This is a genomic window from Streptomyces sp. NPDC048825 (assembly GCF_043198355.1).
GTDB lineage: Bacteria > Actinomycetota > Actinomycetes > Streptomycetales > Streptomycetaceae > Streptomyces > Streptomyces xiangluensis.
Map to the genome: position 1 here is coordinate 1 of NZ_JBICUR010000021.1, position 14,844 is coordinate 14,844.

At 68.1% G+C, this 14,844-nt stretch carries 6 protein-coding genes, 1 tRNA gene and 1 rRNA gene; 7 read left to right on the plus strand and 1 reads right to left on the minus strand.

Annotated elements, in window-relative coordinates:
* The 3 genes from rrf to ACGFNK_RS37475 form a co-directional block, all read left to right on the plus strand.
* Nucleotides 1–92, plus strand: a 5S ribosomal RNA gene (gene rrf / locus ACGFNK_RS37465); the annotation flags it as partial.
* Nucleotides 93–206: 114 nt separating this feature from the next.
* A complete protein-coding gene (locus tag ACGFNK_RS37470) occupies nt 207–869 on the plus strand; it encodes a DegT/DnrJ/EryC1/StrS family aminotransferase (protein WP_386344914.1) in 663 nt (220 codons plus the stop codon).
* Nucleotides 870–959: 90 nt separating this feature from the next.
* Nucleotides 960–1,032: transfer RNA gene (locus tag ACGFNK_RS37475), tRNA-Thr, on the plus strand.
* An 88-nt stretch (nt 1,033–1,120) separates the two neighbouring features.
* On the opposite strand, the gene ACGFNK_RS37480 is transcribed toward ACGFNK_RS37475, so the two are convergent.
* The gene (locus ACGFNK_RS37480) at nt 1,121–3,871 is read right to left on the minus strand and encodes a SpoIIE family protein phosphatase (protein WP_393423323.1); all 2,751 of its coding nucleotides are present in this window, start codon (nt 3,869–3,871) and stop codon (nt 1,121–1,123) included.
* Between the two features lie 301 nt (nt 3,872–4,172).
* On the opposite strand from ACGFNK_RS37480, the gene ACGFNK_RS37485 reads away from it, so the two are divergent.
* The 4 genes from ACGFNK_RS37485 to ACGFNK_RS37500 all read left to right on the plus strand — a co-directional run bounded on the left by ACGFNK_RS37485 (nt 4,173) and on the right by ACGFNK_RS37500 (nt 14,732).
* Complete coding sequence (locus tag ACGFNK_RS37485) at nt 4,173–9,662, plus strand: HAMP domain-containing protein (protein ID WP_393423325.1); 5,490 nt, start codon at nt 4,173–4,175, stop codon at nt 9,660–9,662.
* A gap of 277 nt (nt 9,663–9,939) precedes the next feature.
* Nucleotides 9,940–10,620: a two-component system response regulator gene (locus ACGFNK_RS37490; protein WP_393423327.1), complete on the plus strand. Its 681-nt coding sequence runs from the start codon at nt 9,940–9,942 to the stop codon at nt 10,618–10,620.
* 245 nt (nt 10,621–10,865) lie between these two features.
* On the plus strand, nt 10,866–13,619 hold the full coding sequence (locus ACGFNK_RS37495) for a DNA translocase FtsK (RefSeq protein ID WP_393423329.1): 2,754 nt from the start codon (nt 10,866–10,868) through the stop codon (nt 13,617–13,619).
* 270 nt (nt 13,620–13,889) lie between these two features.
* Nucleotides 13,890–14,732, plus strand: coding sequence for a helix-turn-helix domain-containing protein (locus ACGFNK_RS37500; protein WP_393423331.1), 843 nt, complete (start codon nt 13,890–13,892; stop codon nt 14,730–14,732).
* Nucleotides 14,733–14,844: the final 112 nt, after the last annotated feature.

A 14,844-nucleotide genomic window follows, 5' to 3' on the forward strand; every position in this document is an offset into this window, starting at 1 on the left:
CGCCCGGTTACATTCCGAACCCGGAAGCTAAGCCTTACAGCGCCGATGGTACTGCAGGGGGGACCCTGTGGGAGAGTAGGACACCGCCGAACAAAAATTGAAAGAGCTGGTCCCCGAACTTCGGTTCGGGGACCAGCTCTTTTTTGTTGCGCGTCACTTGGCGTTCACGTTGCGCGAGAAGCATCCCGGGCATGGGGACTGTAGGAATGCTCAGGGCCGCGGGCGTCGGACTTGGTGACGAGGTCGTCGTGCCGGCGTTCGGGAACGTCGAGGTCGCCGAGGCCGTGAGCCTGACCGGTGCGATGCCGGTGTTCGCTGACATCGACCCGGCCACGTACTGCCTTGATGCCGCCGCCGTCGATGCTGTCGTCGGGCCGCGGACGGTGGCTGTCGTCGCCGTACACCGCTTCGGTCGGTCTGCTGACCTCGCTGGGCTGCGGCGCGCTGGGCAGCGGCATGGTCTCCTCGTGCTGGAGCTGAGCGAGTCGAAGGCGCCGTACGACGAGGTCGAGCAGCGCAGGGCTCATGCCGCGTATCTGGACAGGCGGTTGAGCGGGGTGCGGACGCCGGAGGGTGGCGTGGGGCACACGTACCAGCAGTACGTTGTGCGGGTGCCGGGCAATGGGCGGCCGGACCGGGACGCTTTCGCACGGGCCGTGCGGGCCAGGGGAGTTGAGTGCTGGGTGCCGGTGAAGACGCCTGTGCACCGAATGCCCGGATTCCGGCGGGACGTGTATCTGCCGGAGACCGAGCGCGCCGCCGATGAGACGCTGGCGCTGCCCGTGGACGCTGCTTTGACGAAGCGTGAGATGCATCGAATGGTGTCCGCGTGCAATGCGCTCGGTGGGTTGTTGCAGCCTGCCTTCTAGTCGAGCCCGGCGTCGAAGATGGTGGGAGCACTCTGCTGTTCGGGGTATGATCTATGCCGTTGCCGCGGGGAAAACCCGAGAGCGCGACAGGCCCCTATAGCTCAGTCGGTAGAGCGTCTCCATGGTAAGGAGAAGGTCAACGGTTCGATTCCGTTTGGGGGCTCTGACAGCAAAGGCCTCCGCCCAATCGGGCGGAGGCCTTTTTCGTATGCCTGGGCTTGTTCTGGGATTTCAGTGCGTCAGCTGTTGAGTCAGTCCTTGTGGAGGCCCGGAACGCGCATGGCCAGGATCGCCATGTCGTCTGACGGGGCGTCGGAGGCGAAGCGTTCGACCGCGCGCATGATGCGGGCGGCGACCGCGCCGGCGGTCAAGCCCGTGCAGGTGGTGAGGACGTCCGTGAGGCCGTCGTCGCCCAACATGCGGGTGCCTTCGCGGCGTTCGGTGACACCGTCCGTCACACACAGGAGGACATCGCCCGGATCGAGCGTCACTGTCTGCTCGTACAGCTCGAGGTCGTCCATCACGCCGAGAAGGGGCTGCGGTTCGGCGGCCGGTTCGACCGTGCCGTCCTGGCGCAGGCGCAGCGGGAGGGGATGGCCGGCGCAGACGATCTTCAGGACGGCACTGCCGTCGTCCTGGGGCCACAACTCGCCGTACAGGAGCGTCAGAAAGCGGCTGCGGGCGCCCTCGTCGAGGATCGCGGAGTTGAGGCGCTCCAGGACGGCCGGGCCGCCGAAACCCTCGCGGGCGAGGAGACGGAGGGCGTGACGGGCCAGGCCTGTGACGGCGGCGGCCTCCGGGCCCGTACCGCAGACGTCGCCGATGGCGAAGCCGTACGCGCCGTCGCGGATCGGGAAGACGTCGTAGAAGTCGCCGCCGACCTCATTGCCCTCGCCTGCCGCGCGGTAGATGACCTCGACCTCCACGCCCTCGATGACCGGGAGTTCGGGCGGCAGGAGGCTGCGCTGGAGGGACTGGCTGATGGCCATGCGCTCGGAGTACAGGCGGGCGTTGTCCAGGGCCAGAGCGGCCCGGCGAGAAAGGTCCTCGGCGAGTTCGAGGATCTCCTGACGGAAGTGTTCGTCCGTCGGCTTGCCGAGCGTCAGCATGCCGATAACGCGGTTGCGGGCCACCAGGGGGAGTACGACCGTCTCGCCGCCGACCGCCGAGGCCGTGGCGAGGGTGGTGCCGATGCCGGAGCTGACCGTCGCGGGCTCTCCGCGGCCGAGGCTGCGCATGGAGGTGCGCAGGGCCGCCTCGTGGGCCGCCTCAGCCGGGGCCGACCAGACGCGGGCGCCAGGAGTCGGGACCGGGTCAGGAGGGGCGATCTTGGAGAGGAGCGCCTTGAGGCCGTCGATGCGCTCCTCGTCTTCATGCAGGACGTACGAGAGATACGGGTCCGAGGCCTGGTCGGCAATCGTGTAGACGGCACACCAGGTGGCCAGGGTCGGGACCGTCATCTGTGCCATGAGGGCCAGTGTCTGATCGCGGTCCAGGGTGCCCGCGAGGAGGTCGGAGGCCTCTACGAGGAAGGACAGCGAGCCCCGGCGCAGACGCTCCAGCTCGCCCAGGCGGGCCGATTCGACGGCGAGCGCGATGCGGTCGGCGGCGAACTGGAGGCGCAGGGCCTCTTCGTTCGAATATCGCGCAGGGGACTCGGCCGCGACGCCGAGCGAGCCTGTGAGGCGGCCCTCGACCTTCAGTGGGACCGTGACGACCGACCGCATGCCCGTGCCGCTCAGCAGCGGTACGGCGCCCGGGACGGCCGTGAGGTCGTCGTGGACGGCCGGCATCCGGGCCGAGCCGTACCGGCCGGGACCCGCCTCCACGGGGACGCGAGCGAAGCGCTGGCGGGCGGAGGGGAGCCCGGTGGAGGCCCGTACCTCCAGCTCGGTCTCGTCGTCGGTGGCCAGGAGGAGGAAGGCGGAGTCGCCGTCGAGCATGTCGCGGGCGCGCTCCACGGTGCGCTGGAGGAGGCCGTCGAGGTCGTCCGGGGCCGGGGAGCCGATGAACACCTCGAAGGGGTCGGTGCCCTGGCCGCCTTCGGAGAGTGTCGCCGAGTCCGCGGCGGGTACGCGCAGGGGAGTCTGCAGGACGGCGCGCTCGTGATCCCGTACGAGGAGACAGACGGTGGAGGGCTCGCCGCCGGTGTCGCGGACGCGCAGATGCGAGGCGTACACAGGCGTCACGCGGCCGTTGGCACCGCGGATGCCGTAACTGCCCTCCCAGCGCGAGAGCTGGAGGGCTTCGGCGATGCCGGTGCTGGTGCCGGGGGTGTGCGGCCAGGCCGCGAGGTCGGTCAGCGGCTTGCCGATGACCTGCTCGGCGGCGTACCCGAAGAGCTCCTCCGCGTCCTCGCTCCAGGCGGAGATGGCGCCGGAGCGGTCGATCTGGACGACGGCGACGCGTACGCGGCCGTCGGCGAGGGGCAGGAGGTCCGCGGGCAGCGAGGGGCCGGCCGTACGCGTGCCCACCGGGCGGTCCGGGAGGTTGAGTTGGAACCAGACCTGCTTGTGGGTGGGCGTGTACTCCACACCCCAGCAGGCCGCCAGGGCCGCGCACAGCTGGAGACCTCGGCCACCCTCGCGGTCGGGGCTGCCCATGTTGACGGCCGCCGCCTGGAGTGGAATCTCTCGTTCCGGGTAGCGGTCCGCTACTTCGATGCGTACGCCGTCCTCGGTGCGCAGACACAGGACATCGGCGGACGTGCCTGCATGCACCACGGCGTTGGTGACAAGCTCGCTGGTGAGGACCACGGCGTCGTCGACGATGTCACCGAAACCCCAGCCCTGGAGGGTGTCACGGACGAAGGACCGAGCGGTTGCGACGGACCGTCCGACGGGGTCGAAGCTGGCGGCCGCGCGAGCGGTGATCACAGCACTCCTTGTCCGGGTCTCTGCGGGCAGGGCTTCGTGGCCGACTCGCCCCTGCCGCGGCAGATGGCGGTTGCCTGTTGGTCCGGGATCCTGGGGCTGTCCCCCAGGATGCACTCCGGTGGTCATGGTGAGGCCGCCCCTCCGATGCCTGCCCGCTCGTGCTCGTGCCACCGCCCAGACCGGACGGACCGGTGTGGCTGGACAGCCGCATGCAAGGTTACTTACCTTCGCCGTCCATGCGGATGCCGGTCACCACAGTGTTTCCGTCCGGGAGGGTGTGTGCGGACGATGTGCGAAGCTGCCGAACTGTTATGGCCTGGTTCAGGCACGGTGAAACACTGGGCAAGCTGCAAGAGATGGTCCAAACACGCAGTGCACTACCCGAACACCCCGAGCAGTAATGGTCGACCCTTGCGGGAGGGACACAGTGGAGTCTGGCGCAGCGACGCGGGGCGACAAAGCGCGCGCGAAAGGCGGACAGTCCCTGAGTAACCAGCGTAAACCGCGCAACGGAACCACCGAGGTGGACACCGCTGCGCTGAACAGACTGCTCGTGGCCCTGGAGTCCATGCGGGACGGTAACTTCCGCAAGCGGCTGACCGTGTCCGGCGACGGCGTTATGTCCGAAATCGCGGCGGTTTTCAATGAAGTGGCCGACCGTAATCTGCATCTGACGGGCGAACTGTCGCGCGTACGGCGCATGGTCGGCCGCGAGGGAAAGCTCACGGAGCGCCTGGAGACGGGCGTCTGCGAGGGGTCCTGGGCCGCGGCGATCGACGCGTCCAACGCGCTGGTCGACGACCTCGTGCGCCCGGTGTCCGAGGTCGGGCGGGTGCTGTCCGCGGTGGCCGACGGTGATCTGTCGCCGCGTATGGAACTGCGGGCGCAGGCCCCGGACGGCAGTGGGCATCCGCTCCGCGGGGAGTTCCTGAAGGTCGGTCGTACGGTCAACAACCTGGTCGACCAGCTGTCCACGTTCACCGACGAGGTCACGCGTGTGGCCAGTGAGGTCGGCACGGAGGGCAAGCTGGGCGGGCAGGCCCGTGTGCGCGGGATGTCCGGTTCGTGGAAGGACCTCACGGATTCGGTCAACACGATGGCGTACCGGCTGACGGCTCAGGTTCGCGACATCGCGCTGGTGACGACGGCGGTTGCCAAGGGTGACTTGTCCCGGAAGGTCACGGTTCATGTGGCCGGCGAGATGCTGGAACTCAAGAACACCGTCAACACGATGGTGGACCAGCTTTCCTCGTTCTCCTCCGAGGTGACGCGAGTCGCGCGCGAGGTCGGCACGGAGGGCGAGCTCGGCGGGCAGGCGCAGGTGCCCGGTGTGGCCGGTGTGTGGAAGGACCTCACCGATTCGGTGAATCTTATGGCCGGCAATCTGACGGCCCAGGTCCGCGGGATCGCGCAGGTGACGACGGCGGTCGCCAACGGTGACCTGTCGCAGAAGGTGACGGTTTCGGCGCGCGGTGAGATGGCGCAGCTCGCCGAGACGATCAACCAGATGACCGAGACGCTGCGTACGTTCGCGGACGAGGTCACGCGTGTGGCCAACGAGGTCGGCGGCGAGGGGCGGCTCGGCGGGCAGGCGAACGTGCCGGGTGCGGCGGGCACGTGGAAGGACCTCACCGATTCGGTGAACACGGTCTTCCGGAATCTCACCACTCAGGTTCGGGACATCGCCGCGGTGACGACGGCGGTGGCCAACGGTGACCTTTCGCAGAAGGTCAGCGTCGAGGTCGCCGGCGAGATGCTGGAGCTGAAGAACACCGTCAACACGATGGTCGACCAGCTGTCGTCGTTCGGTGCTGAAGTCACGCGAGTGGCGCGAGAGATCGGCGTCGAGGGTGAACTGGGCGGCCAGGCGGCGGTGCCGGGCGCGGCCGGTACGTGGAAGGACCTGACGGACTCCGTCAACACGGCGTTCCGGAACCTCACCGGACAGGTGAGGAACATCGCGCAGGTGACGACGGCCGTGGCCAACGGCGACCTGTCGCAGAAGGTCACGGTGGACGTCTCCGGCGAGATGCTCCAGCTGAAGAACACCGTGAACACGATGGTGGACCAGCTCTCCGCGTTCGGCGCCGAGGTCACGCGGGTGGCCCGGGACGTGGGCACCGAGGGCCGACTGGGCGGTCAGGCCCGCGTGGACGGCGTCTCCGGCACGTGGAAGGAGCTCACCGACTCCGTCAACTTCATGGCGGGCAACCTCACCTCGCAGGTGCGGCAGATCGCCCAGGTGACGACGGCGGTGGCGCGGGGTGACCTGTCGCAGAAGATCGACGTGGACGCGCGCGGGGAGATCCTGGAGCTGAAGAACACCCTCAACACGATGGTGGACCAGCTCTCCGCGTTCGCCGACCAGGTGACCCGGGTGGCCCGCGAGGTGGGCACGGAGGGCCGGCTTGGCGGTCAGGCCCAGGTGCCCGGTGTCGCCGGTGTGTGGCGGGACCTCACCGACTCCGTGAACGGCATGGCCGGCAACCTCACCGCCCAGGTGCGCAACATCGCGCAGGTCGCGACCGCGGTGGCCCGCGGTGACCTGTCGCAGAAGATCGACGTGGACGCGCGCGGGGAGATCCTGGAGCTGAAGAACACCCTCAACACGATGGTGGACCAGCTCTCGAACTTCGCCGAGCAGGTCACGCGGGTGGCCCGTGAGGTGGGCACGGAAGGCATCCTCGGCGGTCAGGCGGAGGTGCAGGGTGTCTCCGGCACCTGGAAGGACCTCACGCAGTCCGTCAACTTCATGGCGAACAACCTCACCATTCAGGTGCGGAACATCGCCGAGGTCACCACGGCGGTCGCCAATGGCGACCTCTCCAAGAAGATCACCGTCGACGCGAAGGGCGAGATCCTCGCCCTGGTCACCACCGTCAACACGATGGTCGACCAGCTGTCCAACTTCGCCGAGCAGGTCACGCGGGTGGCCCGTGAGGTGGGCACGGACGGCAGCCTCGGCGGTCAGGCGCGGGTGCCCGGTGTCTCCGGCATCTGGAAGGACCTGACCGACAACGTCAACGTGATGGCCAACAACCTCACGGGTCAGGTGCGCAACATCTCCCAGGTCGCGACGGCGGTGGCCAACGGCGACCTCACCAAGAAGGTCACGGTCGAGGCGAGCGGCGAGGTCGCCCAGCTCGCGGACACCGTCAACACGATGGTGCGGACGCTGAGTTCGTTCGCCGACCAGGTGACGCGGGTGGCCCGTGAGGTGGGCACGGACGGCATCCTCGGCGGTCAGGCGCACGTCCCGGGGGTCGCCGGTACGTGGAAGGACCTCACCGAGTCCGTGAACGGCATGGCGTCCAACCTCACCGGCCAGGTGCGCAACATCGCGATGGTCACCACGGCCATCGCCAAGGGCGACCTGACCAAGAAGATCGACATCGACGCGCGTGGCGAGATCCTGGAGCTCAAAACCACCATCAACACGATGGTCGACCAGCTCTCGTCCTTCGCCGAAGAGGTCACCCGCGTCGCCCGCGAGGTGGGCACCGAGGGGCAGTTGGGCGGCCAGGCGCGCGTACGCGACGTCGACGGCACCTGGCGCGACCTCACCGAGTCGGTGAACGAGATGGCAGGGAACCTGACCCGGCAGGTACGCGCCATCGCGCGCGTGGCGACCGCGGTGACCCGCGGCGACCTCAACCTGAAGATCGACGTGGACGCCTCCGGCGAGATCCAGGAACTTCAGGACTACATCAACAAGATGATCGCCAACCTGCGCGACACGACCATCGCCAACGAGGAACAGGACTGGCTGAAGGGCAACCTGGCCCGTATCTCAGGTCTGATGCAGGGCCGCCGCGACCTCGCCGACGTGGCCGCGCTGATCATGAGCGAGCTGACTCCGGTGGTCTCGGCGCAGCACGGTGCGTTCTTCCTGGCGATGCCCCTGGACGACGGCAAGGATGTGGGCGCCGCGGGCGACGACTCGTACGAACTGCGCATGCTCGGGCACTACGGCTACTCCATGGGGTCCATGCCGACGTCGTTCCGGCCCGGAGAGACGTTGATCGGGACGGCCGCCAAGGAGAAGCGGACGATTCTCGTCGACAATGTGCCGCCGGGGTACCTGAAGATCGCCTCCGGGCTCGGTGAGGCGCCTCCGGCGCATGTCATCGTGCTGCCGGTCCTCTTCGAGGCGACCGTTCTTGGAGTGATCGAGCTCGCATCGTTCCAGCCGTTCACGCAGATCCAGAAGGACTTCCTCAACCAGATCGCCGAGATGATCGCGACGAGCGTCAACACGATCGCCGTCAACACCAAGACCGAGGTGCTGCTCAAGCAGTCGCAGGAGCTGACCGAGCAACTGAGGGAGCGGTCAGCCGAGTTGGAGAACCGGCAGAAGGCCCTCCAGGCTTCCAACGCCGAACTGGAGGAGAAGGCCGAGCTGCTGGCCCGGCAGAACCGCGACATCGAGGTCAAGAACACCGAGATCGAGGAGGCGCGGCAGGTCCTGGAGGAGCGCGCCGAGCAACTCGCGGTCTCCATGCGCTACAAGAGCGAGTTCCTCGCCAACATGTCGCACGAGCTGCGTACGCCGCTCAACTCGCTGCTCATCCTCGCCAAACTGCTCGCCGACAACGCGGACTCCAACCTCACCCCGAAGCAGGTCGAGTTCGCCGAGACGATCCATGGAGCCGGCTCCGACCTGCTCCAGCTGATCAACGACATCCTCGACCTGTCCAAGGTCGAGGCGGGGAAGATGGACGTATCGCCGACGCGGATCGCTCTGGTCCAACTCGTCGACTACGTAGAGGCCACTTTCCGTCCGCTGACGGCAGAGAAGGGCCTCGATTTCTCCGTACGCGTCTCTCCCGAACTGCCCGCCACGCTGCACACGGACGAGCAACGGCTCCTCCAGGTGCTGCGTAACCTGCTGTCCAACGCGGTGAAGTTCACCGACTCGGGGGCGGTCGAACTGGTCATCCGGCCCGCCGGCGCGGACGTGCCCGTCGCCATCCGGGAGCAGCTCCTGGAGGCCGGCTCGCTGCGGGATGCGGACGCCGATCTGATCGCGTTCTCCGTGACCGACACCGGAATCGGTATCGCGGCCAGCAAGATGCGGGTGATCTTCGAGGCGTTCAAGCAGGCGGACGGCACGACGAGCAGGAAGTACGGCGGTACGGGACTGGGGCTGTCCATCTCGCGGGAGATCGCGCGGCTGCTGGGCGGCGAGATCCATGCGCAGAGCGAGCCGGGACGCGGCTCCACGTTCACCCTGTATTTGCCACTGCACGCGAGCGAACTGCCGCCGCAGGGCTACCCGCAGCTCGCGGCGCCGGCGATGGACAACGGAGCGCTCGCGCTGCCCGCGGAGGTCGACGACGGGGCCCCTGTGGAGACGCCCGCCGAGGTCAAGTCGTACCAGGAGACCCAGAACGGGGCCGCCGCGCTCTTCAGGCGGCGCCGCAGGTCGCTGCCCTCTGCCGGGCAGCGGCCCGTGCTGTCGGGGCAGCAGGGCCAGGTCCAGGAGCCCTGGGCCGCGCGCGGTGAGGAGGCGTCCGGCCGGCCGAGGGGCGCCTTCCACTTCGAGGGCGAGAAAGTGCTGATCGTCGACGACGACATCCGCAATGTGTTCGCGCTCACCAGCGTCCTGGAGCAGCACGGCCTGTCGGTGCTGTACGCCGAGAACGGCCGCGAGGGCATCGAGGTCCTGGAGCAGCACGACGACCTCACGGTCGTCCTGATGGACATCATGATGCCCGAGATGGACGGGTACGCGACCACGACGGCGATCCGCCGGATGCCCCAGTTCGCCGGCCTGCCGATCATCGCCCTCACCGCGAAGGCGATGAAGGGCGACCGCGAGAAGGCGATCGAGTCGGGGGCTTCCGACTATGTGACGAAGCCGGTCGATCCCGATCATCTGCTCGAGGTGATGGACCGGTGGATGCACGAGCGATGACCGGATCGGGTCCCCCTGTTCAAGTGCACAGTGAGCATGGGGGACCAGAGCGCGCGGTGCTGCTGACTGACTGTGCCCGGCCCCGTGTAGAAACCCGGGATTCGGGGAACCTTCTGGTCTCCTGCCGCGTTTCTGCTACGTGCACAGTGACATCGCGGTGACAGGGTGTGGCGACAGGCGGGGTGCGGCTACCATGACCGGCACAAGGACGGGCGGCGTAAGGGAGTCGTCCCCTGGGGCGGCGCCCGGTGCACTGCCGGGGCGAGGAGGACGGGCCATGGTGCAGAAGGCCAAGATCCTCCTGGTCGATGACCGGCCGGAGAATCTGCTGGCGCTGGAGGCCATCCTCTCTGCGCTCGATCAGACACTGGTTCGGGCATCGTCCGGGGAGGAAGCGCTCAAAGCACTGCTCACGGACGATTTCGCGGTCATTCTGCTGGATGTCCAGATGCCGGGCATGGACGGTTTCGAGACCGCCGCGCACATCAAGCGGCGGGAGAGGACCCGGGACATCCCGATCATCTTCCTCACCGCCATCAACCACGGCCCGCACCACACCTTCCGGGGATATGCGGCGGGCGCGGTGGACTACATCTCCAAGCCGTTCGACCCGTGGGTGCTGCGGGCGAAGGTCTCCGTGTTCGTCGAGCTCTACATGAAGAACTGCCAACTCCGGGAGCAGGCGGCGCTGTTGCGGCTCCAACTGGAGGGCGGTGGCGGCAAGAGCGCGGAGACCAAGGAACCGGCTGGACTGCTCGCCGAACTCTCCGCGCGGCTCGCGGCGGTAGAGGAGCAGGCCGAGGCGCTCTCCAAGCAACTCGACGACGACTCGGCGGATGCGGCGGCGGTGGCGACCGCAGCTCATCTCGAGCGCAAACTCACGGGACTGCGCAGGGCGCTGGACGCGCTGGAACCGGGCTCGGGGAACAGCGCGGCTTCTCTGCCTTCGCAGAACTGAGTTTGCACAACGGCGGAAATGCAGGAGTCCGGTGTCGCCTGGTCCGCGCATGAGCTGATGGCCCGCGTGTGTGTTGCCTGCCTGCGAGCTGAGCTGAACGGCGCTGCTCTCCGGCGTGCTTTGCCCGGCGAGTCCCCTACTGCGGTTGAGGCTCCGTCAACTTGGCGCCTCTATGGAGGCGACACGAACGGGTGAAGCAGAAGGCACACGTGTCCGCAGTGGTCTCCCCCGGTAACCTCACACCCATGGCCCCTCGTCAGCCCGCAGCCAAGAAGTCGACCGCGAAGAAGGCGGCCGCTCCGAAGAAGGCTGCGGCGAAGAAGGCCCCCGCGAAGAAGGCCCCGGCCAAGAAGGCTCCTGCGAAGAAGGCCGCGGCCAGGAAAGCCGCGCCGCCCAAACCGGCGCCCAATCCCACAGGGGGCTTGTTCAAGCTCGTACGCGCCCTCTGGCTCGGTCTCGCGCACGCCGTCGGCGCCGTGTTCCGAGGCATAGGGCAGGGCGCGAAGGGGCTCGACCCGGCGCATCGAAAGGACGGACTCGCCCTGCTGCTGCTCGGCCTCGCCCTGATCGTCGCCGCGGGCACCTGGTCCAACCTCCGGGGCCCTGTCGGCGACCTCGTCGAGCTGCTGGTGACCGGCGCCTTCGGCCGCCTCGACCTGCTTGTGCCGCTCCTGCTCGCGGTGATCGCCGTACGACTCATCCGGCACCCCGAGAAGCCAGAGGCCAACGGACGTATCGTCATCGGCCTGTCCGCGCTCGTCATCGGCGTACTCGGCCAGGTCCACATCGCCTGCGGCGCGCCCGCGCGCAGCGACGGCATGCAGGCCATACGGGACGCCGGCGGGCTCATCGGCTGGGGCGCGGCGACGCCGCTGACGTACATGATGGGCCAGATCCTGGCCGTACCGCTCCTCGTGCTGCTCACCATTTTCGGGCTCCTGGTCGTCACGGCGACCCCCGTGAACGCCATTCCGCAGCGGCTTCGGCTGCTCGGCACCAAGCTTGGCCTCGTACAGCCGAAGACGGCCGAGAGCGACTTCAGCGAGGACGACGAGCGCTACGACGACCAGTGGCGCGAGGCGCTGCCCGCGCGCTCCCGAAAGCGCCGCTCCGCGCCCCGGGCGTCCGAGGAGTACGACCCGGACAGCGCCGAGCAGGAGGCGCTCTCCAAGCGTCGCAGCCGCTCCAGGCGGCCCCCCGCCCAGCAACCCGCCGCGGACCGGCAGAGGGACGCGGTGGACGTGGCCGCGGCGGCCGCAGCGGCGCTCGACGGTGCCGTGATGCACGGGATGCCGCCCTCGGCGCTCGTGGCTGATCTGACGCAGGGCGTCGGGGCGGATCGCGGGGACCGCGAGGACACGGGTGGTGGGCACCAGGAGACGACGCCGGTACCGGCCGCGCGCAGCAAGGGCGGCAAGCCCAAGCAGGAGATGCTGAAGGCCGAGGTCGCCGACCTGACCAAGGCGCCCCCGGAGGAGCCACGCGATCTACCGCCGCGCGCCGAACAGCTCCAGCTCTCCGGCGACATCACGTACTCCCTGCCGTCGCTCGACCTCCTGGAGCGCGGCGGCCCGGGCAAGGCGCGCAGCGCCGCCAACGACGCCATCGTCGAGTCGCTCACCACCGTCTTCACCGAGTTCAAGGTCGACGCCTCCGTCACCGGATTCACGCGCGGCCCGACGGTCACTCGGTACGAGGTCGAGCTCGGCCCCGCCGTGAAGGTCGAGCGCATCACGGCGCTCACCAAGAACATCGCGTATGCCGTCGCCAGCCCGGATGTGCGGATCATCAGCCCGATCCCCGGCAAGTCGGCGGTTGGCATCGAGATCCCCAACACCGATCGCGAGATGGTCAACCTGGGCGACGTACTGCGGCTGGCCGACGCGGCTGAGGACGACCATCCGATGCTGGTCGCGCTCGGCAAGGACGTCGAGGGCGGCTATGTGATGGCCAACCTTGCGAAGATGCCGCACGTGCTGGTGGCCGGAGCGACCGGGTCCGGTAAGTCGTCGTGCATCAACTGTCTGATCACGTCGATCATGGTCAGGGCGACGCCCGAGGACGTCCGCATGGTGCTCGTCGACCCCAAGCGCGTCGAACTCACCGCGTACGAAGGTGTTCCGCACCTCATCACGCCGATCATCACCAACCCGAAGCGGGCCGCCGAGGCGCTGCAGTGGGTCGTACGGGAGATGGATCTGCGTTACGACGACCTCGCGGCGTTCGGATTCCGGCACATCGACGACTTCAACGAGGCCATCAGGAACGGCAAGGTCAAGCTGCCCGAGGGCAGCGAGCGTGAGCTCAGCCCGTACCCGTATCTGCTGGTGATCGTCGACGAGCTCGCGGACCTGATGATGGTCGCCCCCAGGGATGTCGAAGACGCCATCGTGCGCATCACGCAGCTCGCGCGCGCGGCCGGTATCCATCTCGTCCTCGCCACTCAGCGCCCCTCCGTCGATGTCGTCACCGGTCTGATCAAGGCGAACGTGCCGTCCCGGCTCGCCTTCGCCACCTCCTCGCTCGCCGACAGCCGCGTCATCCTCGACCAGCCCGGCGCCGAGAAGCTGATCGGCAAGGGCGACGGGCTCTTCCTGCCGATGGGGGCCAACAAACCGGTCCGTATGCAGGGCGCCTTCGTGACCGAGGACGAGGTCGCGGCGGTCGTACAGCACTGCAAGGACCAGATGGCGCCGGTCTTCAGGGACGACGTCGTGGTCGGCACCAAGCAGAAGAAGGAGATCGACGAGGACATCGGCGACGACCTCGACCTGCTGTGCCAGGCGGCCGAACTGGTCGTCTCCACGCAGTTCGGATCCACCTCGATGCTCCAGCGCAAGCTGCGCGTCGGGTTCGCCAAGGCCGGGCGGCTGATGGACCTCATGGAGTCCCGCAACATCGTCGGGCCGAGCGAGGGTTCCAAGGCTCGTGATGTTCTTGTGAAACCTGACGAGCTGGACGGAGTGCTCGCGGTGATCCGTGGGGAGGCTCAACCGTAAGGAATCACCGTCAGGAATCGGTGCGGGCCGGGTCCCTGCGCGAGTGGGTCGACGATGCGCGAACGTGACTCATCCGTAAAGAGGCGGCGAGCAACCGTTTCCCTTCGGCGCACGTCAAGTTGAGGGGTGGGACAGATACGTGTCCCACCATCAGGACGTCCGGCCATTCTGATGGCGTACAAAGTCATACCGCCCGGTTGCCCCACCCTTTGGCACCCCCCATAGACTGAACCTCCAGCACAGGTGGCTATTCGCTCGAAAGGCGCCCCCGTGTCCATCGGCAACTCCCCTGAGGACAACTTCCCTGAGGACAAGCGTCCCTTCGAAGAAGACGACCGTCCCTCGATCGGCAGTGCGCTGCGGCAGGCACGTATCGATGCAGGGCTGACCGTCGACGACGTCAGTAACGCCACCCGGGTCCGCATCGCCATCGTGCAGGCGATCGAGCAGGACAACTTCGCCGCCTGCGGCGGAGATGTCTACGCGCGCGGTCACATCCGGACCCTGGCACGCGCTGTGCACATCGATCCGGATCCGCTGCTCACGCAGTACGCCGCCGAGCACGGCGGGCGTCCGGCCCCGACGCCGGCGGCCCCGCTGTTCGAGGCGGAGCGGATCCGTCCGGAGCGCCAGCGGCCGAACTGGACGGCAGCCATGGTCGCCGCGATCGTCGCCGTGATCGGTTTCGTCGGGTTCACGCTGTTCAGCGGCGGTGACGACGGTGCCGATGCGAAGACCCAGGTCGCCGAGGGTTCCAAGCCCGCCGCCACCAAGTCCCCCGACCGCAAGCCTGACAAGACCGCCGACCCCACGCCCGACGCATCGGACAGCGCCATCGCGGCGGCGCCGCGGGACAAGGTCACCGTCCGGGTGACCGCCCCCGACGGGCGCAGCTGGATCTCGGCTCACGATCACAGCGGCCGACGGCTGTTCGACGGCTTCCTGGAGCAGGGTGACTCCAAGACCTTCCAGGACAAGGAGAAGATCGACCTCGTCCTCGGTGACGCGGGTTCGCTCCAGCTGTACGTCAACGGCAAGAAGATCGACGACGAGTTCCGGCCCGGAGGGGTCGAGCGCCTGACGTACACGAAGGGCGACCCCGAGGTCGGCTGAGGCGCACGGCATTCAGGGGCAGACGGGCACGGGGTTTTTCGGGCAGGCGGGTACGGGGTTGGCCAAGGACGGCCAACCCCGTCGACGTGGGCTGTCAGTGGGACGAAGTAGT